A 23,814-nucleotide genomic window follows, 5' to 3' on the forward strand; every position below is an offset into this window, starting at 1 on the left:
CAGGGTAACACTTCCCGTTGGAGTTCTGCCAGCACCTCCTGCCGGAAGTACCTGCCGCTGCGTTGGTTACGTCCTGACGCGGCCCACGCAGGGCGGCGAAAGCTGTTACCCTGAGATTCCTTGATTTGAACCACGCCGAAACTCCGAAATCCTCCTGATCGGCGGCCCTCCGAGTTGGGACGGCCGCGGACGGCTTAACGCCGGAGTCGGCCTGCGCCCCGCGAGCTCAAAGGCCGTCCGCCGCCACGTGAAAATGCACTTGAAGCTGACTGCGGCCGCCGCCTTGTCCTTCGTCCGTACGCACAAAGCAAAGTCTTCGTGGGAGGGCGACGTGGTGTGCTTCGAATGGCGGAACCGTAAACTGCGGGTCAATTCCGTCACCGGTCAACTGGTCGGGCAGGTTAGCGAGAAAAGGGGTCTCGCCCAGGCCGATGCCGACACCGGTCAAGTGGCCGAGCAAGTTGCCGGCGAAGACGCCGACGCGGACTCGGAGCATTCCTGGCCGCCGGACATCACTCTGGAGCGGGGCCGCTTCGAGCGCCAATTGGCCGAAATCGAAAAAACCAGCGCCGATTGGCCCAACGCGGCCGACGAGCGGCGGCCGTTGAGCTGCATGGGCGAGTTTATTTGCGAGGAGCTGCAGCGGTTCGACGCCAAATCCAAACGCGGCTATGCGGTCCTTGGCAAGCTTCTCGCACGGGGCCTGCTGCAGCCCTTCGACGAGTTGGTTTGTCAGACGTGCCGCCCGGCGGCGGACGGCTTTATGATTCCGCATCCTTACTTTCACTACAACTTCAACTCGGTTAACGAACTGCTCGCGCTCGGTCCGGTGTTCGCACGGGCCTTTGGCATACGTCTGGGCAACAATCTCTTTTCCGACGAGGGCTGGATGAACGCGTTGTGGCGCAATGGCCTGTTGGTGTTGGCCGACGGGCGGCAGGAGGCAAAAGACGACTTGTCGTGCCTACCGGCCGGCGACGGAGGGGCGATTTGTGCGCTCGCGGCGGCAGAGGTGTTGCGCGCGGCCGGAGCCGCGCACTTGTCGCCCGTCTGTGCTGGGCGTGGCTTGCGGCGGCTTTCGCCGGCCGCGTTTCGCGACGACTGCCGCGACCTGCTGTGCGGCCGCGGCTTTTTGAGCAAGTGTGTGCTGCAAACGGCGGCGGCCATGCGTCAGCTCGACGCCGACGAAATCAAGGCCCTGGCCGAACTGCTGACGCGGTGCGAGGCGCTCGGCACGGCGCAAGCGGCGATCTTCGAGCAGAGCGCGTCGGCGCTTCGGACCAACCGCGACGACTCGCCGGCCCAAGCGGCGGGCAGAGCGCTCGACGTTCTGTGGCGCACGGGATTGTCCGCATGGGTCGAACAGCGTTTGCAGGCCCTCGCGTCGCCTCCCGCGCCGGCCGAAGCTCCGTATACGCATGCCGTGCCAAACACGTTTCCGCCGCACGGTGGTTTTGGACCGCCGCCAGCGGTCCCCGTGCCTACGCCGGCAACCGTGCGTGGGCCCGCGTCTCCATTTGGACTTCCGCATTACCGACCGGGCTCCATATCAACACCGGCAGAGGAGCACATTCACGCCGCCCCGCCGGAGCAAGCCAAGTCTCTCAAACACGAAGTTCGCGAGTTGAAATGGCTGGCACGGGCGGTGACCGACCGCTTGGAAAAGCTGGAAGAGCGGTTGCAATCGGAGGGCGGCGAGGCCATTAACGGCGTCGGCGGCTTACGTCTCCCCAGCGCTTCAGAACGTTACGTGGAGCATGGCAAGGCATCGTCAGATGCGAAAGTGACGCCGCTCAGCGCCGAAGCACCACCTGATCAACAAACGCAAATCCTTTTTTTTGGCCCAGAGGGAATGACGGTCCACTGGGACGTAACCGCGCCCGGCAAGTTCGACTCGGAGCCGTTGACCGTGCCGGGGCGGTACAATTTTCCTCGCGCAGCAGCTTATCGGCTGAAGCTATCGCAGATCCCCGGACACGACGGCGCCGAGTTGTACCCGCATCTCGAGATCGCTCCCGCCGTTCCGCGCAGCGAGGACTTTCTGAAGCATAATGCGATTTCCCTGGAACTTTCCGAAGAGGAAATCGAACATATCTTGGCTGGCAAGCCATTCACAAAAGTCATGTGCCTTCCTGACCGCGACGGCGAGGCGGACTCTCTGCCGGGGGTGATAGCGCTCACCAGCATCGGGCTGGGCGCGGGCGTGGATCCGATCGTCGAGGCGGACAGGCTCGGCGTCATTCTCGCCATTCTCCAGGCAGGAGTGGCGCCGCCGCAGTCTGGCGGCGGGCCAATTTCCAGCGCAATGCGCACTCCACGGGTCTCGACGCCCACTGATCGTGGTGTGCAAGCCGCCGAGCAAAAAAACGAGAAAGAGTAGCCGCTCGCCTTACCGTGAACCTGTCGGATAGGTGAAGTGCAGGGCCGCCAGCACTTGGTGGCGGCGCTCCGTTTGCGCTACCAGGCGGTCGCTGTTGCTAACATCATCCCAGTCGCTGATTTCGTCTACACGGGCATCGTCGCCGAGAAACAAGACCTTCGTCATCTGCTGATTGTCGGCGATCTTCTTGACTTCCGCAATGCTGATATCGAAAGCCCTCGGTTGGTCCGACGCAGTCATCACCTCGAGCGTCGCATTGAGCTTGACGCCGCCGAAACCGCCAAACTGTAGAAAGTAAATACCGCCTTCCAAGAAGTCATGGCGCGCGGGACAGACAACCGGCTCCGCGTCGAATTGGCCGTCATTGTCCTCGTCCCATCGGACATCCATCCCCTTCGGCCCGCCGAACGAAACCGGCACTTTTCGCAACGGAGGTGGCTGGTCGTGGCCACGATTCTTGGCGCTTTCCAGCCAGGCATCGGCTTCCGCCAAGTAGAACTTCGTAGCGTAGAATTTAGGCTCTTCGCCCCCTCTGCTGCCCGTGACGTAAAACGCTCTGACTTTCAACATGAGCTGCTTCATGCGTTGCCGATGCGCTCGCAGGGCGGCCAGTTCTTGCGCATCCGTCTCAGCCAGAGCGCGTTCGGCTTCCAGCCATCGACGCGACCAGACGTAAACGTTCGACATCACCTCGGTGCCCACGTCATAAGACGCCCTGGTTGCCTCGAACGTCTTTGCCGCGGCCGCCGCCATGCGTTCCAACACCGGGTGATCGACGTTCAGTCTTCCGCGCGTCGCCTCCACCTCCTGGTCGACCGCCCCCGCCACGCGGGCGCCCAGCCGCCATTCGACGGCGCCGATCAAGGCCAACACACCAACGGAACCGATCAATACGCTCTGTTTCATCGTCGAATCCTCCGGAATGGCCCCAGTAAGCATGCGTTTAATGCGCGTCGATAGTCGCCTGCCGCCGATCGCTGCGCCCAACGGCGGACGCGGGTCGGCTTGCCCGATCCGCAACAAGACGCGCGCGTAGGCCACCGCGTCGCCGGGACCGCGGCGGTACACGGCGTCGTCGCAGGCCCACTCCCCACACTCGTCGAAATTGCGCACCGCCCACCAGCAAAACGGATTGAACCAATGCGCCAGTGCCAGACACCGCGCCGCCATCGACCACACGAGATCGCCACGGCCGACATGGGCCAATTCGTGTCGCAAAATTGCCCGCCGTTCCTGAGACGAAAGCTCGCGCCAAAGCGCCAGCGGCGCCAGCAGCCGATCTTCGCCCCACACTCGACAGACCAACGGCCCCAGTGCATCATTAACGCACAATCGCACGGGGTGTCGGACGGCGCATTCCGCCAGCGCTTCGCGCCATTCGGCCTGCCATTCCTCGGTGAGCGGCAGGCCGAAGGGAAGCTGACGTACAAAGCGGAGGTAGCCGATCGACCACCAGGCGACGATGGCCACTCCGCCCAGCAGCCAGACCGCCGCCAGCGCAATCGGCCAGCTCAACGCGGTGCCAGCAATATCGCGCGGTTCGTCTATTTTGACGGGCAAATCGCCGAGCGGCACGGGGTCGCTGCCGATCGCGCTGGGGACAGGGTCGCCGGAGGGCGCCACCTCGAGAACCTCGCTTGCCGGCGATGGGAACATTTGTCTGGCGAGGGGCGGCGCCTCATACCAAGGAATGGTTACGGTGGCCCTGACAAACAGCCAGCCGGTCAGCAGCACCATGCACCAAGCGGCCCGATGCACTGCCGGCGAGCGACATCGCAGCCCGCGCAAAAGAAGGAACGCCACGATCGCCGCCACCGCAAGGCAGACGCTGGTCCGCGCTAACGCATACAGCAGCATGGTGGCAGCTTGATTCATCGTCGCAGGCCCTTCATCGTTGCGGCCCTTTATTGCGCGGAGTCAAGCGGGCCTCGGCTTCGGCGATCAGTTGCTTCAACTCATCGACTTCAGCGGCGGAGAGGGAACGCTGGCGCACCAGGTGCGCCACCAGCGGCACGACGCCGCCGCTGAACCGTTTCACGAGCAGCTTGAGATCGCCGGCGCACACCTCGTCGCGCGAGACGGCGGCCGCATATCGGGCAGGCCGCTCTTCGCCCCGCGTCACCAGTCCTTTTTTCACCAGCCGGTTCAGCCGCGTCTGCACGGTGGTGTAGCCGATCGGCAGCCCCAAGGCCCGATGGGCCTGGGAGAGCGCGACCGCCCCCTCGCGCCACAGCATTTCCAGCAGTTCCATCTCGGCCGCCGAAAGCCGCGGCACCGCGGCCCGAGGGCCGCGACGGTTTTTCTTTACGACGTTTGTCATAGTACCGATTCTATGACAAACGTCGTAGTTGTCAAGCGTCTTTTTTTGGCCGGGATTCCGTCAAAACGCGAACAGCGAAGTTGTCGGCCCTTCCAACTCCCAATCGCTCGGCTAGACTATCGAAGCGGCCGGCCTTGTCGCCGAAACTTCTTCCGCGCGGCCGGTGTTCGCGATTGCTTTGCCAGTCGACTAGCTTCTGCATAGAATAGGGGCGTGCGGAGACCGTCCAAACGTCACGTTCTCGGCCGGGCGATAGCATGCCTTACGAAATCCTGTACTCCGACGAGGCTGTGAAGAAACTAAAGGGGCTTCGTGCGTTCGATCGTACGGCGATTCTGGACCAAATTGAGCAAGTGTTGGACACCAATCCAATGCAGGAAAGCAAGGCCCGTGTTAAAATGCTCCGCCAACCGGCCCCTACCCAATATCGACTTCGCGTGGGAGAGTTCCACGTGTTTTACGACGTGGTCGGTCAGTCGGTGCATGTTATCGAAATCTTGAGCAAGGCAGAGACGGCTTCATACCTGGAGGGATTATTGTGACGATGCAAACGATACACGATCTGCGCACGCCGATCGGCGAAATTCTTGACCGGGCCGGCACCAGTGGCCTTCTCGTGCAGGCTCAAGGCAAGGTGCCTTTCGCACTGATCCCGCTCGACGACGATGTTCTCGATCTCCTCATCGAGCGAAACCCGAAATTCATCGAGGAATGCGGGCAGATTCGACAGCGCATGCAGCAGGGTGGCTCGCACACGCAAGACGAGATCAAGGCGATGTTCGGTCGAGCATAGTCTCAAGCGAATAAGCTCGCTGACGATAAGGCGACTCAGGGCCAAGAGGGCCGACGCGGAGAGTCAATCGCTCACCCCAGCACTGTTGCTCGCCTTATTCCCCTTCCCCGCCCTCTTGATTCCAAGCTGTCTTTCCTGCGCGTCGAGGATTGCGTCGTGGCGATCGGCCTGCTTCTCCCAGCGGTCCATTAATTCGTCATACCTCAAGCCGGATTGGGCCTCGTCACTCGGCTGTTGTGGCGTTGACTAGCCCACCATCTCGTTCACCATCCGCACAAGGCGGATGGGGTCCGCCCCTCGGTCATCGACTGGGACGAACTCAACTTTAGGACACTACCGCCGTTCGCGGGAACGATTGGTGTGCCGGTAGCGACCACGCCGGAATTCTCACGAATTCCGCTACGGTCGGCTACTTGCGGAACATCGCATCCTTCTTGTTTCCCCGCGACAAAAGATATGCCAGCAGGTCGAGCACTTCCTCGTCGTTGAGCGGCTTCAATAGGCCGTCGGGCATCAGCGAGACCGGCGAAGGCTGCAGCGATTCGATGTTGTCGCGCCGCACCGTCAACGTCTTCGTCGCGTCTTCGGGGTTCGTCACCACGACCAGCGCGTCGTCGGTTTCCGAAAAAACGCGGCCGCTGACGAGCTGCCCGTCCTTGGTCTCGATCAGCGTGGCCCGGTATTGGTCGCTGATCACCTTGCTCGGCTCGATCATCGCCTCGCTCAGGTCCTTGACGGTGAACCGGGCCGCCAACTGCGTCAGGTCCGGACCCGTCGCGCCGCCGTCGCCGGCAAAGCGATGGCAGATCAGGCATCGCGCGGCCGCGAACATCTTCTTGCCGTTCTCGAAGTCGCGGCCCTTCAGCCCGTGGTCGGCCAGACCGATCAGGTCGGACACGTTGCGGTCGCGGCCCGGCCCGGCCGGCTTGGGCAATTCCGGCGGCTGATATGGCTTGCGGGCACCGAGGGCCTCCATCGCCAGCCGCTCGCGCTCGCTGGCGTTCTCGTATGCCTCGCGCTCGATGTTTCGCAAAAAACCCTGGAAGCTCGAACCGCCTTTCCAGGTTCCGGCACGCTCGAACCAGCCGAAGTACGCTTTGCGCTCGGCCATCGTCCAGCCTTCTTTCATGTTTCGCAAGGCGAAGGCGTAGTGAATTTGCGTCGGGTCGGGATGGTGGGCCAAGATCGATGCGACGGTGCCGCCGTAACCTTTGTTCCGTCCGAGGATTGCCCCCAGCTCGGTCGTCTGCGGCTTTGACGGCTGCTCCATAAAAGCCACGCCCTTACCGATGATCGTCGGCGAACGAAAGTAGACCAGCAGGTCGATCAACTCGCGATTCACCGGGTCGCTGTGAGTAGGGAAGAGCGGATCGAACTTGGCGATCAGCGAAAGCCGCAAGCTCTCGTCCGGCTCGCCCAGGCGGATGAAGACGAGTTGATACGCCCGTAACAACTCGATCTGCTGCGTTTCGGGCAACGCAGCCAGATCCAGGCGGTCGAGGGCGGCCAGCAACGGTCCGCGCAGCGATTTGTCGGCTTGCCGGGCCAGGCCGACCGCGCCGGTGATGAGCGCCTCGGCGTTGCTCTCGGCCAGCACGCGGTCTTGCCAGAGTTTGACGTCCTGGTTCTCCAAGGCGATACGGGCCGCGTAGCGAATGAACCGGTCGGGGTGAGCAAGATGCGGGAAAACGAACTCGATCGCCTGTGCCGGGTCGTCGGCCTGGCGGTGATAGGCTTCGATTTGGTGCCTCAATTTGCGCATTTCGGCCGAGCGGCTGTCGTGCGAGTCGACCGGGGCGGTCGGCTCCTGGCCGACGTAGGTCACGCGGAACAACTCCGACTGCGTGTTGCGGCCGCCGGTCGAGAAATAGAGCGCGCCGTCTTTTCCCACGGCCACGTCGGTCAAGGGGAGCGGAGAGCGGCCCAAAAACTCCTCTTTCACGCCCTGGTAGCTCGATCCCGCTGGTTCGGTGTGGACGGCGTACATGGTGCCGAAAGTCCAGTCGCAGATGAAAAATGCCCGCTGATACTTGGCGGGAAACTTCGTTCCGTAACCGAAGGCCGCGCCGACGGGCGAACCGGGTCCGATATCGACCACCGCCGGCAGGCTATCGACGTAATAGGCGGGCCACTTGCCTGTGCCGCTGCGCCAGCCGAACTCGCTGCCGCTGGTGGCATGCGACACGCGAGTGGGGCGATACCAAGGCGCGCCCATGTCCCACTCCATGTCGGCGTCGTAGACGAAGAGCTCGCCATCGGCGTTGAAGGCCATGTCGTAGGGATTGCGGTAGCCATTGCTGATGATGTCCCAGATTTTGCCGTCGGCATCGGTTTTCGCCACCCAACCGCCGGGCGCCAGAACGCCCACCCCAAAGCCGCCCGCGTCCCACTGGCGCGGCAAGAGCAGGTCTTCGCCCCAGTTGGTCGGCGCGCGGCTGCGGTGATCGGCACTGGGCGGCCCGCTGGGATCGAAGGGCGGACGCGTGAAGTTGCCCGCCAGATAATAGAGCGACTGGCCGTCGGGCGACAGCAGCACGGCGTGCGGGCCATGTTCGCCGCCGCCACGAATTTCCTTGAGTTTCTCGACCTGATCGAACTGGTCGTCGCCGTTGGTGTCTTTCACTCGATAAAGGCCGCTGCCGCCCGAAAAACCGTTGGCCGAAACATAGAGCGAGTCGAAAGCGTAGACCATGCCCTGGGCCGAGCTGATCTTGGCATCGAGCCGCTCGACTTTGGTCGGTTCGTGGGAGCCGATCGGCGGCAGGGTGATGCGGCACAGCCCTTTGTCGCCCTGATCGCTGGCGATCAATCGCCCCCTGTTGTCGAATGCGATCGAGACCCACGAGCCAAGCTCGTCTTTCGGCACCGTGAACAGGTGTTCGATCTGAAAGCCGGGCAAAACGTCGAAGGGGTGCTCGTCGGCCGGTGCCGATTCATCCGTGGCCTTGCCGCCGGCGGTGGGTGCGATCTTGGGCGGTTCGGTAAAGACCTTTTGCTCGCTGGCGGCGGTGCCGGCCCGACCCGTGGCGAGCACGGACATCAGGACAAAGTTAAAGGCAAGAATGCGACGCATGGGAATCGGTTCTCTGGGTGGGTTCAAGGGGGAGGGCCGGCGGCGACCGGTCTGGGGCGGGACAACGAATACTCTCACGGTAACTTCTCCGGTGCGCGCTTTCCACTGTCAGTTGCGGCCGACGTGCTGCGCGGCAGATTGGGCGAAGTGCGCCGGCCGCCTAGGGCGGCAGTCAGCGTGCAACGGATTTGCGGCCGATAACGGCTGTAGCACTCTCGCCGGGCCAGAACCGCTGCCTGGAGTGGTCGTCGTAAACCTGCACACTCACGACCGTTGATACAAATTAACAGCGCCACGGGAGTAGATCATGCCACGCTTGGTTTTTTGGCTGTACGACGCGTTGGGATTGTCGTCGCCCCATTCGAGCCAAAGGTCGAAGCCGGTCCGGCATAACGGCAAGTCCTCCCGTCGCCGTAACGTGGTAGGGCAAACGATATGCGGCGAGCGGCTGGAGCTGCGCTGCGTTCCGTCGGCGACTCCCATCGTCGCCACCGCCATTCCCGTGAGCGGCTTTGAGAACGCCCCGCTCACGAACGTTCCCGTGGCCAGCTTTACGCAGGGCGGCGGCACTGCACCAGCCAGCAACTTTGTGGCCACGGTTTTTTGGGGCGACGGCAGTTCGTCGGCCGGCACCATCGTCGAGTCGGGCACCAGCTATCTCGTTTACGGATCGCACACCTACACCGACGTCAGCAACGCTCCCATCGTCGTCGGCATCCAAGACGCCACCACGCCCTCGAACATCGCCTTGGTCACCGACCAGGCCACGATTCTCCCGCTGTTGCCCGACGGCACCCAAGGCACGGCCGACCAACGTTTCGTCTACGAAACGCTGAAAGACACGTTCCAACGTCCGATTTCGATGGACGAGATCAACTACTGGACCGCCCAGTATGAAAAGAACCACCAGGATCCTCAGACCTTCGCTTACATGTTGCTGGAGGTGACGCCGCCTTATGAATACGACCTCGACCAGATCGACAGCAGCTTTGAGACTTATCTGCACCGCGCCGCCGACCCCGCGGGCGAAAACTACTTCTTGACTCTGAAGCTCAATTCCCAGGGAACGACAAGCGGACCGGGAACCGAGACCCGGACCGCGGCCCTGCTGATCAACTCCGACGAATTCTATGCCGACGCGGGCGGCACGGTCGACGGATTCATCACCGCCGTGTTCGAAGACGCTCTCAAGCGGGCACCCAGCGCTTCGGATCTCGCGTTCTTCAGCGATCAACTGACGCACGGCCTGACGCGCATCGAGTTTGCCACCACGGTGTTGAACAGCTACGAATTCCAGGTGGAGCAGATCAACAGCTTGTTCGAGCGCTATCTTGGCCGGCCGGCCGATCCGGCCGGGCTGGCCGCGTTCATCAACAACGACGGTCTCGGATATGGAACCACCAGCAACACCGAGACGTTGATCGACACGCCCGAATTCTATAATCGGGCCGTCGGCCTGCCGCTGAACACGGTCGAGATCAGGGATTAACGTACTCGACGACCTTGAGTGCTCCAGCAATCCCGTAGGGCTCGAAGAACGAATGCTCGCTCCGCCGTTGCCAACGCTCCCGCGGCAGGGTGCTGCAGCCAGCGCTCGAAGTGCTCAAACACCGACTCGCTCGATTCGGCGGAACGGCATCCCGGCGCGCCGGGATTGCGTGCAGAGGATTGGCCGCGCACCTCGTTGGACGCGACAAACGTGTCGCCCGCGCTCAGGTGAGAACGTGAACCCCCGCCCGGCCAGCGGGCGGCATCGGCCGGAACAAAACTGACATCAGCACACACTCGTCGGCCGCGAGTTTATGCGCAGGCCAGGGTGGGACCAGCGAGCTTGCGAGCGCCGCCCACCGATTTGAGGCGTCAGGTTTCAGGCATCAGGCGTCAGCACAAACAACCTGACGCCTGACGATGGTGGGCCGGCGCTTGCAAGCTTGTATGTTCTTTTTCACCTAAAGGATACACCGCTGCCCTTGGCTCGTCTTCGTTCTACAATGACCTCTTTGGAATAGAACTGAGCCTAAATGTCCCTCATCACTCTGACCACCGACTTCGGCAGCGGCAGCCCCTACGTGGCGGCCATGAAGGGCGTGATCCTGTCGATCGACCCGGACGCGCGGATCGTCGATCTCACGCACGCGGTTCCCGCACAAGACGTGCGCCAAGGCGCGTTGGTGTTGGACGAAGTCACGCCCTGGTTTCCGGCCGGCACGGTCCACGTGGCGGTGGTCGATCCGGGCGTGGGCAGCCAACGGCGGATCGTCTATGCCGAGATCGGCGACCAGCGTTACGTCGCTCCCGACAACGGCCTGCTCGACCGCTTGGCCGCTCGCCGCCGGGTATGTAAAATAATCGCCGTTGCGGAGCGGGCATTTTGGTTGCCGGCGGTTTCGGCGACGTTCCACGGCCGCGACATCATGGCGCCGGTGGCGGCCCGCCTGAGTCGGGGCCTGGCCGCGGAGCAACTGGGGCCGCCGATCGAGAAACTGGTTACCCTTACATGGCCGGAGGTTGTCGTTTTGCCTCGTGAAATTCGTGGTACGGTCCAAAGCATCGACTCATTTGGAAACCTGATTACCGACATCACCGGGCCGATGCTGGCCGACGTGCCGCGCGACGAGAGCGTGCGCATCGCCTGCGACGAGCACGAGACGCTCGGCATCTACCGCACTTATTCCGACCAGCCTGCGATGACGTTGATGGCACTCGTCGGTTCCAGCGGCCGATTGGAGCTGGCGATTGTCGAAGACAGCGCCGCAGCCATGCTCGGCATCCGCACCGGCACGCCGGTGGTGGTGAGCTGGTAGGCTGTTAATACAGCTCGATCATCTGTTCGCCGCCGTGCGCCGGATTGCCGATCAGCCGCTGTCCCGCGGGATCGACGACAAAATCGAGCAGCTCGAGCGGCACTTGCCCGATCAGCACCGGGCAAGCGTCGGCCACCTCAGATACATCAACCGTGCAGTCTCGCCCCTGCACGGTGAGGCGAACGGTGCCGAAGACCTGTACCGTAACGTCGCCCGCAGTCGTCAGCGCGCGGCGAAAGCGAAGTGGCCGCAGGCCCAATTGTTCTATCAATCGTCTCGGCATCGAGAGCGTGGTGGCGCCCGTGTCGACCAGGGCCTCGGTCACCTCCAGCGACCGCACCTGATCAGGCCTGACCAGGCCTGTTTCAGCATTATAAAGATCATTGACGTTTTCTATCTTTGCCGGAACGAGCACCTTACCCATCAGCGAGATCTCCATGGAGGAACTCCAGACTTGTTTCGATAAGATCGGATGCCGCGCTAACGGCCGATCGCAGGCAGAGTGCATTATATCGCCGGCCAAGCCGATTGACGACGACTTGCGGCGACGCGAAGCGGACCGCGTCAGCCCCGGTTTCCTCTTCCCGTCAGACCGCTTATAATCGCTCTCTTTCGCTGGCTGAACGAGGAGCGCACATTGCTGATTGGTCCGGTTTTCACGCGCGAAGCGGTCACGGCGCCGCGTCGGGCAAGATTGTATATTGCGCGTGCCGCCTATGGCTCGGCCCTGCTGGTGCTCGTGACCACCGCCTGGCAGGTGCTGGCCGGCACACAAGAGGTCCGCAATCTCGGCGACTTGGCGCGCTTCGGCGCCACCGTGTTCGCCATTCTCGCCCCCCTTCAGCTTGCGGTGACCATGTTCTTCGCCGCTCTCTCGGCAGCCAGCGCCGTGGCGGCCGAAAAAGACCGCCAGACACTGACGTTGTTGTTGCTGACGCACCTCTCCAATGTCGAGCTCGTGCTGGGCAAACTGGCGGCGGCCATGCTCAACGTGGTCACCTTGATCGTCACCGCCCTGCCGCTGTTCATGCTGCTTACGCTGCTGGGCGGCGTCTCGTTCGAGCAGATCGGCCGCGTGTTCGCCGTGACGCTGGCCAGCGCCGTGGCCGCGGGCAGCCTCGGCTCGACCTTCGCCCTGTGGCGCGAAAAGACCTTTCAGACCCTGGCGATGACGGCCTTGTCGCTCGTGCTCTGGCTGGCGGCCAGCGAAGTGGCCGTGCAAGCGGCCGCCGCGAACGACCGGCCCGACCTGGCGGCCCTCGCCGCCGGATTCAGCCCCTGGCGAGCGATGCTCGAAGCGATACGCCCGTACCCGGACACCGTCGAAACGCTCGGCGCCGTCGGCAATCCGGTCTGGCTCTTCCTGCTGGTGGCCGCCGCCGCGACTATGCTGCTCAATGGGCTGGCGATCTGGCGCGTCCGCAAGTGGAATCCGCCGCAAGAGGCCGGCCGCCTGCCCGCCGGCATGAGCGAAGACGACCGGGCACGAGCGGCCGCGCCGGCCAAGGTGGTCAAATCGCGCGAAGTCTGGGACAACCCCATTCTCTGGCGAGAGGTCTGTACCTGGGCCTACGGGCGAAAGATGCTCATCGTGCGGCTGGCGTACGTCGTTCTGTTCGTGGTGGCGATGGGAGCACTTTATTCGCTCCTGCACCAGCCGGGCAGAGCCGAGCGCAGCGACCTGGCGGCCGTCGTCGTTCCCTTCCTGGTGCTGAGCCTGGTGTTGCTCAATGCCCAGTCGGTCACCGCGTTGACCAGCGAACGCGACGCGCGGGCCCTCGACCTGCTGCTGGTGACCGACCTGACGCCGCAAGAGTTCATTTCCGGCAAGCTGGGCGGCATCCTTTACAATACGAAGGAGATGGTCGTCTTGCCGCTGGTGCTGTGCGGCTATCTCTGGTCCGGCGACGCCATCTCGCTGGAGAACGTGACCTACCTGTCGCTCGGTTGGCTGGTGCTTTGCTTCTTCGCGGCCATGCTCGGCGTTCACGTGGGCATGACGTATGCCAGCTCGCGCGGCGCGATCGCGGTGAGTCTGGGCACGGTGTTTTTCTTGTTTGTCGGCGTGGCGGTCTGCATGCGGATCATGGTGGCGTTCAGCAGCTCGTTTCAGGTGCAGCTCCAGCCGTTCTTGGCGTTCATGGTGGGCGGCGGCATCGGCCTTTATGTGGCGTTGGGCATCCGCAATCCCTCGCCTGCGATTCTGGCGGCATCGTTCGGTTGCCCGTTCGCCATTTTCTATGCGATCACCAGCTTCCTCTTGGGCTACACGTTGGCGGTGTTTTTGGTGCTGTCGTTCATGTTCGGCTTCACGACGGCGGCGATGCTGGTGCCGGCGCTGTTCGAATTCGACGTGGCCACCGGCCGCACGCTGGGCGGAGAAGAGTAGCCCTGCGGCATCCGCCGAGGCCCGGCCATTAACAACGGCACGGCCAGCGGAGCGCTGAACCTCAGTGGCAATGCTTCCCTGAGTTTTGCCGCGGGCTTAGGAACGTCCTGTTGCCTGGCCTAACGCCCAACGCCCAACGCCTAAACATGGTGGGCCGGCGCTCGCAGGCTCGCTCGCTCCCACACTACGTCCCGACGCCGCTCGAAGCTTAGCGACGATCGGAGTTCACCGGCGGAACAGAGGCGGCTTTCACGCCGGCGCCGTTGGGAACGCGAGCGATGTTACGAGGACGATTGGCATCCAACTGCCGCACACCGCCCACTTCCAGCGACGACGTCGAAGATGTGAGGGCCGGGGCCGGATTGGCCGCCACCGTCGGCGCCTGAGAACTCACAAGCTGGCGGCTCACCAGCACGTCATGGTCGACGAGGCGCTGCGTGGTAACGGGCACGCGCACCGTGCGCGTGACCGGTACGAGGTTCCGTTGCGTCACCGGCACTTTGACCACTTCGGTGCGGGCCTCCAAGAAGGTGCGGGGCACCAGGCGCTGCGCCAAATACGGCTGCGCAAAGGGATTGAAGCGGTTGACCCAATACGATTCCCAGCGATATTCCGTCACCGGAGCATAATACGTCCGGTAGGTGTCGCACACCTGCACGTCGTAGTGTTCTTGGTAAGACGTCTGCTGCTGGTCGACGCACTGCGTCTCCGACACGGGGTAACGGACCGTGCGATGGACCTCGCGCCATTGCTGGCCGCCGGGATCAACCACGTCGCGCACCTCGTCGGCCGCCGACAGTCGCACCGTAAACAAGACGATCGGTAGAATGGCCTGGGCCAAATTGTCTCGCAGCATCATGCTGACTGGCTCCCTTTCCGTGGAATTTGGGCGCGCCGCGCCCCTGGCCTTAAATCGGCAACTTGCCTATAAAGACCTTAATCGGAATCGTTTTTTCCGCGGGAGAAGAATGGGAAAGCTGGGAAACCGAACATGATCAGCAAGGAGTTGCTCGACATTCTGGTTTGTCCCGAGCTGCGCACGCCGTTGAGTCTGGCCGACGAGCGACTGCTGGCGACGCTGAACCGGGCCGTGGCCGAAAGGCGGTTGAAAAACCGTGCGGGCGAGACCGTCGAAAGACCGCTCGACGGCGGACTGGTGCGCGACGACGGGGCCGTGGTTTACCCGGTGGTCGACGGCATCCCCATCATGCTCGTCGACGAAGCCATTCCGCTCGAACAGGTGCGGGCACAACCATGAGCGCCAAGACGATTTTCCAGCGGATTATCGACCGAGAGGTTCCCGCCGACATCGTCTATGAAGACGATGCGTGTCTGGCTTTCCGCGACATTGCGCCGCAGGCGCCGACGCACGTTCTGCTGATTCCCAAGAAGCCCATCGCGTCGTTCGACGAACTGACCGACGCCGACGGGCCGCTCTTGGGGCACATGCTGCTGGTGATCGGCAAGTTGGCCGGCGATCTGGCGCTTGAGGGCGGCTACCGCGTCGTGGCCAACTGTGGACCCGCCGCCGGTCAATCGGTCGATCACCTGCACTTTCACCTGTTGGGCGGCCGGCCGCTGAGCTGGCCACCGGGATGACGCGCCTATTCCGGCTCATCGGCGATCACCGCCGCAACGAGCGCACGCACGCCGGGCGTCAAGTGGAACCACTCGCCGCCGAGGTGAAAGTTCGCCAGCCGGCGATGCAACGAGGCCTCGCGGGCCCGGCCGCCGGCGACCCTGCCCAGAAGCCTCAGCGGCCCTGGAAACGACGCCGCAAGCTGGCCGAAACGTTTGCCGACGTCGCGCGACACCCCGATCTTGACGCGATCGGCGCCCACCGCCTCGACAAAGTAGACCTCGTCGGACGTGCCGCCGCATTCGCCGGCGTCGAGCAGCAGGTCGGTCGCCAGGGCGTTGATCCGCTCGGCCAACCCCGCCGCGTGGGCGCCGGCGGCCAGCCCGGCCACGGCGCCGGCGAGCTTGCGCAAGCGGCGGGCGGCGACGAACGACAACCGGCGACGCGCCGCCGGGTCGTCCGCCGACCCGGCGGGCGTACCGGCGAGGGCGGGCGCGCCCTCCGCCGCGGCGGACGGCTCCGTGAACACCACGCCGCGGATGGCGCGCAACAGCGCCGTCTGCGACCGATGCGACACGCGTGTCGCATCGATGCCGCTGGCGGGCAAGTGCCGCGCGACGCGCATATAGCGCTGCGCCGTGCGGACCGAGCCCTCGAAATTGTTCCGCAACCAGCGGAGCCAGCCCCCTTCTTCGCACAGATCGCGCGCCTGGACCAGCGCGTGCCCGGCCGCCACGACGTGCGCCATCGCGGCGCCGGCCGCCGCCACCGCCCAGCGGTGGCTTTGGTTGGCGGATTTCGCCAGCAGCGCCAGCGTGGTTCGCCGGTCGTCGGCCATCTGCGTCAGCCAGTTGGTGGCAGCCTTATTCGTCATGGCCGGCCTCGCTTTCCGTTGGTGGTGTAGGCGTCTCGCCTGCAAGTCGGTACTTCAATCTGCTTTTGGCGGCCGTTGCCCCTCCGCGGGCGGGCACCGGTCGCTCGACGACAAACGTCCATTGGCCGGCGGCCTGCAGCGCCTCGGCCTCGTCGATCTCCTTGTCGAGCATCGTCTGCAGCCGCGATGCCGCGCTGTGGACGGTCGCCGCCTCTTGGACCAGGCCATAGCCGTGGGCGACCAGATCGCTCATCATCGCGTCGAGGGAGTTGACCAGGCGCAGGGCCTCGCGGACGAACGTGCCCGAGGCCCGCCACACGGGACCGGTGCGCCGGCGCTTGCCGCCCGCACTTGCGCCGCGCGCGGCCGGAGCGGCGACGGCACTTTGGCTGCGCGCAGCCAAACTGGCCGCGTCCGGCTCCGGTTCGTCCGTCTGAACGATCGCCGCAAGTGCTTTCACGGCCTGCCGTTGCGACGAAAAGCCCTGGGGGTGCTGTGCGGTCAGCCGCGACCAGTTGCGGGCGAGCTGCATGTAGGTGCGCGCGGTCCGCGGCGACAGCCGCTGGTCTTCGTTCTGTTGGAAGTGCAATTCGAAGAAGCCCTCCCACTGGCCGTACTCGCAGAGGTCGTAGGCTTTGACGAGCGCCTGGCCCGACTTGACGGCATGTTGCACGGCGTTCATGGCGTCCCGCTCGGCCCGCTGATGTTCGCGCAGCGCTTGCCGCGCGAGCTTGTGCGCCGCTTCCGGGAACTGGGTGGGATCGACTGGAACTTTCGCAATTTCACCTGACATCGTTGAAACTCCTTAAAGAGAAAAGTGGCATATGCACGTAACTGTACATAGAAGTTCCATGATGTCAATAGGCTGTTGAAAAAATTTTAATCCATGACATTCATTGGCGGGAACCACTGCTCGTTTTCTTTTCCCCTGCCGGCAATACGGCGCGGCGGGGCCGAAAAATTCCACAATTCTTGGGCCTGGGCGGGAAAGTTGTCGCTGCGACCGGCCACGATTGGGGCGCGCGCCGAGGGCACTGTCGGGCCCGGTGATTCTGGCGGTGAAATGGTAAGCTATTGTCTTGCGACCGCCCGCGATCCTGGGAACCCAAAGCCTATGGCAGACAATCGAGTGCTCATCAACATCGATCAAATCGAGCCGTTGATCCTCGACATTCGAGGTCAGAAGGTCTTGCTGGACAAGGACTTGGCGGCCTTGTACGGGGTTCCGACGCGGCGACTCAACGAGCAGGTCCGGCGCAACCGAAACCGGTTTCCGGATGATTTCATGTTTCAGTTGACCAAAGAGGAGCTTGAGAATTGGAAGTCGCAAATTGCGACATCCAATTCCGCCGTGCGAATGGGGCTACGCCCCAAAAGCCGAAACGACGCATCGGCTTCGCCAGCAACGAACCGACGGAGTCAGACGGGGTCACCGCTAAATCCGTTCAATGCCGCATCTCGCCCAGCGGCGCGGCCGGCACCTACGTCGGGCGGAGGTGAAATGGTATGCTATGGTCTTGCGATATCCCCGGCCTTTTTACGCGGGAGGGTGTTATGGTCTCGAAGCGAGTACAAGTGCTGATCGTGGTGGGGTTGTTGCTGGCGAGCGCGGCATGGAGGGCGGCGCCGGGGAAAGGGGTCGCCAAGGCGATCGACGATGCCAAGGTGAAGGTGGCCGCCAATGTGTACGCGCAGATGTCGATGCGCAGGAGCAACAACGAGCAGTACGACATCGAAGACTTGGCGCTTTGGTCGCGGCATCTTTTCGATGCCGAGCTCGATGTGGCGGAGGACGACAACGAGCGGTTGGCCGTCTACGAGGCGCAACTGAAGCGGACCGCCGAACTGGCCAGGACGGCCCGGGCCTTTGCCGCCAACGGTCAGGCGCCGGAATCGGAAGCGTTGGCCGCCGAGTATTATCGTCTGGAGGCCGAATCGCAATTGGCCAAGGCCAAGGCGGGGTTGCGCTGAGCAGGCGCGAGTGATACGACTACGTCATTGCTTGCGCGCGAAAACGTGCGTCGTCCATTCATCCCAGTCGGCTCCCGCGGGAGCGTCGGCGTCGCACGTTGCCGGCGATCCGCCTTCGGCAGGCAACGGCGACGAGAGAAAGTCGGGGTCGTTCAAGTCCGGCAGGCCGTCCTTCATCTTGACTTCGAGATAGAGCAAGCCATCGTCGAGCTTCAGGCGGGCATAGCACTTGCTCATATCGCCCGGGTCATATCGGTCTTCGTGGTGCCAGGCTTTGCCGCAAATCTTGCCGTCGTGTTCGTGCATACCGAAGAACCGGTACTCGGAGCCGTCCTTCCCCACGGCTTCGTTGCCCGTAATGGTCATCTCGGACAACATGCCGCCGAATTGCGGGTTCTGTGCATAGAACGCGCGGATGGCCCCAATCTGCTCATCGCTGGCTCCGGCGGCTTGGTGAGCTTCGAGCGTCTTGTCGAGGTCCAGCACCCAGGTGCCCGCAAATGGCGATAGCAATGCGCTCTGGCCCGGCGGGCCAAAGGGTCCCTCGCCAGGCGCCGCGCCGCCGGGGCCGCCGCCAAGCTGAGGGCCGTTGGCGCCGCAACCGGCTTCCACAAGCAGCGGTAGGTAGATCGCGACGACTCGTCGAATAGTCCACGCCGACGATTTCGCCGTCTTTCTCACGGTAATCCTCCACGTTTTCAAGGTCGAGCCAATAGCAACGCCACGAAATGGCCAGCCCACGATGAACGGAAACCGTCGCATCACAGGGCGAAGTTTACCGCGCGTGGCGGCCGATTAGCCAGCCGGCTGCGATTTCTTGGGCAGCCGCTCGATTTTCCCGCGCAAATGGGCTTTTTTGGGCAAAGCCCCAACACCGTCAGGACCGCCGCGGATCTGCCCGGTAGACCGCGCTTGGGCTGCTGAGCGAGCACGCGGGCTCACGCGATGATCTCTTTCATCGGCTCGCCGTAATCAATCTCCAGCCGCTTGTGGCCCGGCACTTCCAGCCGCCGGGCGTCGAGACCGAGCTGCGGGGCGGAGCGATTAACCGCCGTCGATGCTCTTCGGGCGGCGCTTCGCTTTCACTTTCCTACTAGCTTTCGCATTTCGGTCTTGGCCGAATTCTTTCCACAATTCGTCACGCGATATCCCTCGGCCCTCGCGGATGGACTGCCGTGACTTGGCGAGAATCGCTTGCAATCGCGGTGAGTTTGCCATTAAGACCCGCTCGATCTCATCGTCGTCCTCGATTCCCACTAGGACGGCGACTGGCTTGCCATTGCGTGTCACTACGACTGGCGCGGATTCACAGGCCTTAACGAATGCGCTAAATTGCGACTTCACCTCGCCCATCGAAGCAGTCTTCATAGTTCAATCTCCTCTCCGCCAACGATTAGGCGATTTCTCCGTTTCTCGCCAATGGCCAAAACGTGGACCGTGCGCTCTTCCTCATCGACGCCGTAAAGCACACGGAAACGGTTTTGCGGTCCAAGGCGAATTTCCCAGTGCGCCGAAAATGCTGCCGGGGTCCGCAAGGGTTTGCGATTCCGGGTTTCGACATTCGGTTCGAATTCGAGTTGTTCATCGATCGTCTGTAAGATCAGCGCGTGATACTTGGCATCGATGGCCTTGAGATGCGCGCGGATCTCATGGCCAAATTTCAACTCATAAGGCGGCTTCGCCATACTCTATTGATTCTGGCTGTAACTCGCCGTTCGTCAAGGCTGGCATCTCCCCCATGACAGGCGAAACAGCGTTCTTTAAGTAGGGTGCATAATCCGCTCTAACCGTTTTGCTTGCCGACACCGTCAGAGCCGCTACGGAGCTGCCCGGCAGGGCGACGATTTTTGCCTTTCTGCCCGGTGGCCGTGTCGCCCAGATCGTCGCGCGCCCGGTCGGCCAACGCCTTCAGCCGGCGGACTTCTTCGGGATGCTCGGCAGCGACGTTCTTGGTTTCGCCCGGATCGCTCTCAAGGTCGAACAACGACAGCTCGATGCGTCGCTGCTCGTACTTCGCGGGCAGGCCGCCGTGGCCGCCGCCGGCCGCAAGACTGCGGTAGGCGTGAGGCAGGTGCAGCTTCCAGCGACCGCTGCGGACGCCTTGTAGCTCGCCGCCCCAGTAGAAATAGAGCGCGTCGTGCGGACTCTTGGCGCCGGGCTGTGCCGAAATCAGCGGCCAGATGTCCAAGCCATCGATGATGCGATCGTCGGGTACGCTCGCGCCGGCCAGCCGGGCCAGCGTGGGCAGCAGGTCGATGGTCATGGCCGGTTCGCGGCAAACGGTGCCGGCGGGAATCTTGCCCGGCCACCGCATCAAGCACGGCTCGCGCACGCCGCCGTCGAACGAGGTGCCTTTGCCCTCGCGCAAGGGGCCGGCCGAACCGGCATGGTCGCCGTAGCTCAGCCACGGGCCGTTGTCGGACGTGAAGATCACCAGCGTCCGCTCGTCGAGTTTCAGACGCGCCAGCGTTTCCAGCACCCGCCCCACCGACCAGTCGACCTCCTCGATCACGTCGCCAAACAGCCCGCGCGGCGTCTTGCCGCGGAACTTGTCGGAAACGAAGAGCGGCACGTGCGGCATGTTGTGAGCCAGGTAGACGAAGAACGGCCGCTCGCGATGCCGCTCGATAAAGCGCACCGCGTGCTCGGCGTACCAGGTGGTGAGCCGGCTCTGGTCGGGATTGAGCTCGATCGGCTTTTCGCCTTCGATGAGCGGCAGGTCGGGGAAGGCCCTCGTTTCGGGATGCTTGGGCCACATATCGTTCGAGTAGGGCAGCCCGAAGTATTCGTCAAAGCCGTGCCGCGTGGGCAGAAACTGCGGATGATGGCCGAGATGCCACTTGCCGTAGATGGCCGTCGCGTAGCCGCGGCCCTTGAGCAGCTCGGCCAGGGTCGTCTCGTCGTCGTTGATGCCGTGCCGGTCTTTCGGCCCCAGCGCGCCAAGGATGCCGACGCGGTTCGAGTAGCAGCCGGTCAACAGCGCCGCCCGCGATGCCGAGCAGACCGCCTGAGCCACATAGAAATCGGTGAAGCGAACGCCTTCTTTTGCCAGCCGGTCGAGGTTGGGCGTGCGGTAGCCTTGTGCCCCATAACAACCGAGGTCGCCGTAGCCAAGATCGTCGGCGAAGACGAGCACGATATTGGGCGGCGCCGCGTCGTCGGCAAACGCCGGCACGCACCAAAAGACAACGGCCGTAAACGCGGCGATCGCATGGATCATCGTCATTAGGTCACCTCCGCTGGCTGGGTTGGATATTCGCTGGGGACGTATAGCGATTCATCTCTGATTGCCGCCTATACTTCAGGCGGCCGAGAATGAAACATTCGCGGTGGCTGGGGCAGAGCTTGGCCAGGTGGAAGGTGGCACGATGTTCGTCTCGGCGGCCAAGCGATGCCCCGGTTGGGTAATGGCCTATTCCTGTGTGGCTGGCGCACTGAGGTCATGTATCACAACGCCCTCGGCCCACCCATCAGCTGTCATCGTTCGCTTTTGCCAGGATGCGCCGGTAAAGAACGCAGCCACGACGAGCATGGCCACGAACAACCACTTCAAGCTGAACTGAAAACGGCTGCGCATGAGGGTATTATCCAGCTTTGCCCTGTCGGCTACAATGTCGGCATTGCCCCTGTGGTGGAACTAGGCAGACACGCTGGGCTGATTGCGGCTTTCTCGCGAGAGCCTCAATCAGCCCCAGTGCCGCAAGGCGTGCGGGTTCGATTCCCGCCGGGGGTACTCAAAGCCTTATTCCAGCCTCCGCCAGAAAGTCTATGGGGCTGGCCCACCCGACTTTGAGCGCGTTGCAGACGTCTGGTATTTTGGGCGGCTTGCTGGCCCGTCGATTGGGCGCCGACACTTCGTCTGTCACAACGATTGCGCCACGCGACATGGCTTCGGCGATAACCCAGGGGTCCGAGGCATTCGCGTGGCCACTTTCAGCCGCGAAATTCGGGAAGTGGCCCATTATGTGTTGCATGTTCGCTATGACCTGATCGTCTGGCTCGAAAAAGAACTGCTTTCGTTGCGTTGCCCAGACGAGCAGAGGGTCTCGTTGCTTCTTTAGGTCGTCAAACACTTCTCTGCACGAGAAGACATTTCCAGCATAAAGAAGCTTGTCAATTTCTTCCCAAAGCGTCGGGAATACGTCTCTCCGGTAGCGCTTCCACCAGCCGTTGTTCAGAAAGCTCGTGTCTAAGCAGAATAGCGTCGCAATCACGACATGCCGCTCTCCTCCGATTGCATCTGCACCGGATAAAGAGAATGCACCATCGGTGCGAGATGTTTGAGGGGCATGTTCAAAAGTGTCGTAACCTGACCGCCGTGAATCTCTCCAGAATCAAAAGCCGAAACAACCAGCCGCGCGAAAGACGGACCGGAACGAGACAGTACAAGCCGGTATTGTGGGATGGGCCTGTCGCTTGATTCTGCGGCCTCAGCCTCTGGTTTTGGGTGAAACATCGCCCACCTGTTTGAAAGCCAGTCATTATCGGCCATCCCAAGTTCGGCCAGCCGTATTGCCATGACAGCTCGGCTAACCCTATAGCGATTTGCGAATTGCGATACAACGCTCTCCTCATTGTTCTCCCAGTTATTCGGCACCCGAATAACAATGTCGTCGCTTGGAATTAGAACCTCCGCCGCAACTTTATTGCAGAACCGTTCGACGTTAGATTGTGGGGCAAGCGCCGAAGTAATGGCGTCCCCGGTGGTAATCGCCGATTCTCCCAGCGCAATATGCACTACCTCATGGATCAAGGTGAAACACTTGGCCGTGTTGGCATCGCGACTATTGATAAGGGCAACGGGTGCGTAATCGTCGGCGATAGCGCAGCCGCTTATCTCATTAGCTCGATTGGACTGAAACACGAAAACGCCAATCTGCTCACAAGCATCACGCCACATCGTAAACGCTTCGAGTTCATCGCGGCAACCAAATTGTCGCTCTAAACTGACCCCTAGTAGCGCACGCAACTTTACGCCAACATCCTTGGTGCTATCCGACACCTTGACCGAGCGAACAACATCGCACTTTGGTGAATCCGAATCGCGCAGATATTCCGAAGCCCACTGCTGCCGTTCCTTAGCGGCCCGGATGGCATAGAGGAGAGCAGGCGAGAAGCGACGGCTAGCGTCACGTCGAATCCGAAAGTCGCGGACGTTGAATTCTTTGGGAGGTGCCGGCAAGTAAAAGACCATCAGCGGTCTTCTGTATCTCTTAGCCAGCTTTCGCAGCCTAGGGAGGGACGGACTTTCTTTTCCTGATTCCCAGTCAAGAATGTCCTGCTCGGAAAAGCTCTCGAATTTTGCGACCGCCTCGACGGAATACCCAGCCCTCTCCCTCGCCCATTTGATCATCCGAGGCGTTGCGTTGGAAGAAACTCGTGGCATATTCGGCGAACCCCAACACCAAGAAGGCCATCCTTACCTTATTTATCAGCGTTTCGGCAACAGCCTCCTTAAACGGCTTCAATTATAGGGCGCAAGTGCAACGATGTCAACAAGTTGCGCCTTCTTTTTTTACGATACCAAGGCCGCCTCCATTTCGGAGAGCGATCCGCGCCTTGGCGGCGCAGGCGACTTATAACCGCCCGCAGGGGCGCTTTTGCGCTGGGTTCGATTCCCCCCTCTCTCCG

22 protein-coding genes and 2 tRNA genes are annotated in these 23,814 nt (G+C 62.5%); 11 read left to right on the forward strand and 13 right to left on the reverse strand.

The genetic code is table 11. From position 1 onward, the window contains the following. Window positions 1-259: 259 nt before the first annotated feature. Window positions 260-2,380: a hypothetical protein gene (locus VNH11_15315; GenBank protein HVA47738.1), complete on the forward strand. Its 2,121-nt coding sequence runs from the start codon at window positions 260-262 to the stop codon at window positions 2,378-2,380. A 9-nt stretch (window positions 2,381-2,389) separates the two neighbouring features. On the opposite strand, the gene VNH11_15320 is transcribed toward VNH11_15315, so the two are convergent. Next, window positions 2,390-4,255, reverse strand: a complete 1,866-nt coding sequence (locus VNH11_15320) for a M56 family metallopeptidase (GenBank protein HVA47739.1) — start codon at window positions 4,253-4,255, stop codon at window positions 2,390-2,392. Between the two features lie 13 nt (window positions 4,256-4,268). Next, window positions 4,269-4,700, reverse strand: coding sequence for a BlaI/MecI/CopY family transcriptional regulator (locus tag VNH11_15325; protein HVA47740.1), 432 nt, complete (start codon window positions 4,698-4,700; stop codon window positions 4,269-4,271). A gap of 257 nt (window positions 4,701-4,957) precedes the next feature. Between VNH11_15325 and VNH11_15330 the strand changes: the two genes are divergently transcribed. Beyond that, a complete protein-coding gene (locus tag VNH11_15330) occupies window positions 4,958-5,242 on the forward strand; it encodes a type II toxin-antitoxin system RelE/ParE family toxin (GenBank protein ID HVA47741.1) in 285 nt (94 codons plus the stop codon). Further along, entirely contained in the window at window positions 5,239-5,493 is a 255-nt protein-coding gene (locus VNH11_15335; GenBank protein HVA47742.1) for a hypothetical protein, read from the forward strand. The genes VNH11_15330 and VNH11_15335 overlap by 4 nt, the downstream gene beginning before the upstream one ends. A gap of 409 nt (window positions 5,494-5,902) precedes the next feature. Here the strand turns inward: VNH11_15335 and VNH11_15340 are convergent, their stop codons facing one another. Next, entirely contained in the window at window positions 5,903-8,566 is a 2,664-nt protein-coding gene (locus VNH11_15340; GenBank protein HVA47743.1) for a c-type cytochrome, read from the reverse strand. Window positions 8,567-8,873: 307 nt separating this feature from the next. On the opposite strand from VNH11_15340, the gene VNH11_15345 reads away from it, so the two are divergent. Both VNH11_15345 and VNH11_15350 read left to right on the forward strand, forming a co-directional pair. Further along, a complete protein-coding gene (locus VNH11_15345) occupies window positions 8,874-10,055 on the forward strand; it encodes a DUF4214 domain-containing protein (GenBank protein HVA47744.1) in 1,182 nt (393 codons plus the stop codon). A 532-nt stretch (window positions 10,056-10,587) separates the two neighbouring features. Next, window positions 10,588-11,370, forward strand: a complete 783-nt coding sequence (locus VNH11_15350) for an SAM-dependent chlorinase/fluorinase (GenBank protein ID HVA47745.1) — start codon at window positions 10,588-10,590, stop codon at window positions 11,368-11,370. 4 nt (window positions 11,371-11,374) lie between these two features. On the opposite strand, the gene VNH11_15355 is transcribed toward VNH11_15350, so the two are convergent. Further along, window positions 11,375-11,809, reverse strand: coding sequence for a retroviral-like aspartic protease family protein (locus VNH11_15355; GenBank protein ID HVA47746.1), 435 nt, complete (start codon window positions 11,807-11,809; stop codon window positions 11,375-11,377). Between the two features lie 198 nt (window positions 11,810-12,007). Here VNH11_15355 and VNH11_15360 point away from each other — a divergent pair, with 198 nt between their 5' ends. Beyond that, on the forward strand, window positions 12,008-13,759 hold the full coding sequence (locus VNH11_15360; GenBank protein HVA47747.1) for a hypothetical protein: 1,752 nt from the start codon (window positions 12,008-12,010) through the stop codon (window positions 13,757-13,759). A gap of 208 nt (window positions 13,760-13,967) precedes the next feature. Here VNH11_15360 and VNH11_15365 read toward each other — a convergent pair whose 3' ends face one another. Beyond that, window positions 13,968-14,618: a hypothetical protein gene (locus tag VNH11_15365; protein ID HVA47748.1), complete on the reverse strand. Its 651-nt coding sequence runs from the start codon at window positions 14,616-14,618 to the stop codon at window positions 13,968-13,970. Between the two features lie 132 nt (window positions 14,619-14,750). Between VNH11_15365 and VNH11_15370 the strand changes: the two genes are divergently transcribed. Beyond that, window positions 14,751-15,017, forward strand: a complete 267-nt coding sequence (locus VNH11_15370; GenBank protein HVA47749.1) for a Trm112 family protein — start codon at window positions 14,751-14,753, stop codon at window positions 15,015-15,017. After that, the gene (locus VNH11_15375) at window positions 15,014-15,358 is read left to right on the forward strand and encodes a histidine triad nucleotide-binding protein (protein ID HVA47750.1); all 345 of its coding nucleotides are present in this window, start codon (window positions 15,014-15,016) and stop codon (window positions 15,356-15,358) included. Before VNH11_15370 ends, VNH11_15375 begins: the two co-directional genes overlap by 4 nt. Before the next feature lie 5 nt (window positions 15,359-15,363). Here VNH11_15375 and VNH11_15380 read toward each other — a convergent pair whose 3' ends face one another. Continuing rightward, window positions 15,364-16,212: a GIY-YIG nuclease family protein gene (locus VNH11_15380; protein HVA47751.1), complete on the reverse strand. Its 849-nt coding sequence runs from the start codon at window positions 16,210-16,212 to the stop codon at window positions 15,364-15,366. Next, the gene (locus tag VNH11_15385; GenBank protein ID HVA47752.1) at window positions 16,202-17,005 is read right to left on the reverse strand and encodes a hypothetical protein; all 804 of its coding nucleotides are present in this window, start codon (window positions 17,003-17,005) and stop codon (window positions 16,202-16,204) included. The genes VNH11_15380 and VNH11_15385 overlap by 11 nt, the downstream gene beginning before the upstream one ends. A 761-nt stretch (window positions 17,006-17,766) precedes the next feature. Between VNH11_15385 and VNH11_15390 the strand changes: the two genes are divergently transcribed. Continuing rightward, window positions 17,767-18,183, forward strand: coding sequence for a hypothetical protein (locus tag VNH11_15390; GenBank protein HVA47753.1), 417 nt, complete (start codon window positions 17,767-17,769; stop codon window positions 18,181-18,183). 24 nt (window positions 18,184-18,207) lie between these two features. On the opposite strand, the gene VNH11_15395 is transcribed toward VNH11_15390, so the two are convergent. From VNH11_15395 to VNH11_15410, 4 genes are all read right to left on the reverse strand, one after another. Continuing rightward, on the reverse strand, window positions 18,208-18,864 hold the full coding sequence (locus tag VNH11_15395; GenBank protein HVA47754.1) for a hypothetical protein: 657 nt from the start codon (window positions 18,862-18,864) through the stop codon (window positions 18,208-18,210). A 363-nt stretch (window positions 18,865-19,227) separates the two neighbouring features. Then, the gene (locus tag VNH11_15400; protein ID HVA47755.1) at window positions 19,228-19,551 is read right to left on the reverse strand and encodes a type II toxin-antitoxin system Phd/YefM family antitoxin; all 324 of its coding nucleotides are present in this window, start codon (window positions 19,549-19,551) and stop codon (window positions 19,228-19,230) included. Continuing rightward, on the reverse strand, window positions 19,548-19,868 hold the full coding sequence (locus VNH11_15405; protein HVA47756.1) for a type II toxin-antitoxin system RelE/ParE family toxin: 321 nt from the start codon (window positions 19,866-19,868) through the stop codon (window positions 19,548-19,550). Before VNH11_15405 ends, VNH11_15400 begins: the two co-directional genes overlap by 4 nt. Window positions 19,869-19,966: 98 nt before the next feature. After that, the gene (locus VNH11_15410) at window positions 19,967-21,409 is read right to left on the reverse strand and encodes a sulfatase (protein HVA47757.1); all 1,443 of its coding nucleotides are present in this window, start codon (window positions 21,407-21,409) and stop codon (window positions 19,967-19,969) included. A 396-nt stretch (window positions 21,410-21,805) separates the two neighbouring features. Here VNH11_15410 and VNH11_15415 point away from each other — a divergent pair. Next, window positions 21,806-21,916: transfer RNA gene (locus tag VNH11_15415), tRNA-OTHER, on the forward strand. Window position 21,917: 1 nt separating this feature from the next. On the opposite strand, the gene VNH11_15420 is transcribed toward VNH11_15415, so the two are convergent. Continuing rightward, window positions 21,918-22,397, reverse strand: coding sequence for a DUF4411 family protein (locus VNH11_15420; GenBank protein HVA47758.1), 480 nt, complete (start codon window positions 22,395-22,397; stop codon window positions 21,918-21,920). Further along, window positions 22,394-23,377: an ImmA/IrrE family metallo-endopeptidase gene (locus VNH11_15425; protein HVA47759.1), complete on the reverse strand. Its 984-nt coding sequence runs from the start codon at window positions 23,375-23,377 to the stop codon at window positions 22,394-22,396. The genes VNH11_15420 and VNH11_15425 overlap by 4 nt, the downstream gene beginning before the upstream one ends. A gap of 348 nt (window positions 23,378-23,725) precedes the next feature. Between VNH11_15425 and VNH11_15430 the strand changes: the two genes are divergently transcribed. Next, window positions 23,726-23,814: transfer RNA gene (locus VNH11_15430), tRNA-Ile, on the forward strand.

This window comes from Pirellulales bacterium (assembly GCA_035533075.1).
In the GTDB taxonomy this organism is placed as follows: Bacteria; Planctomycetota; Planctomycetia; order Pirellulales; family JAICIG01; genus DASSFG01.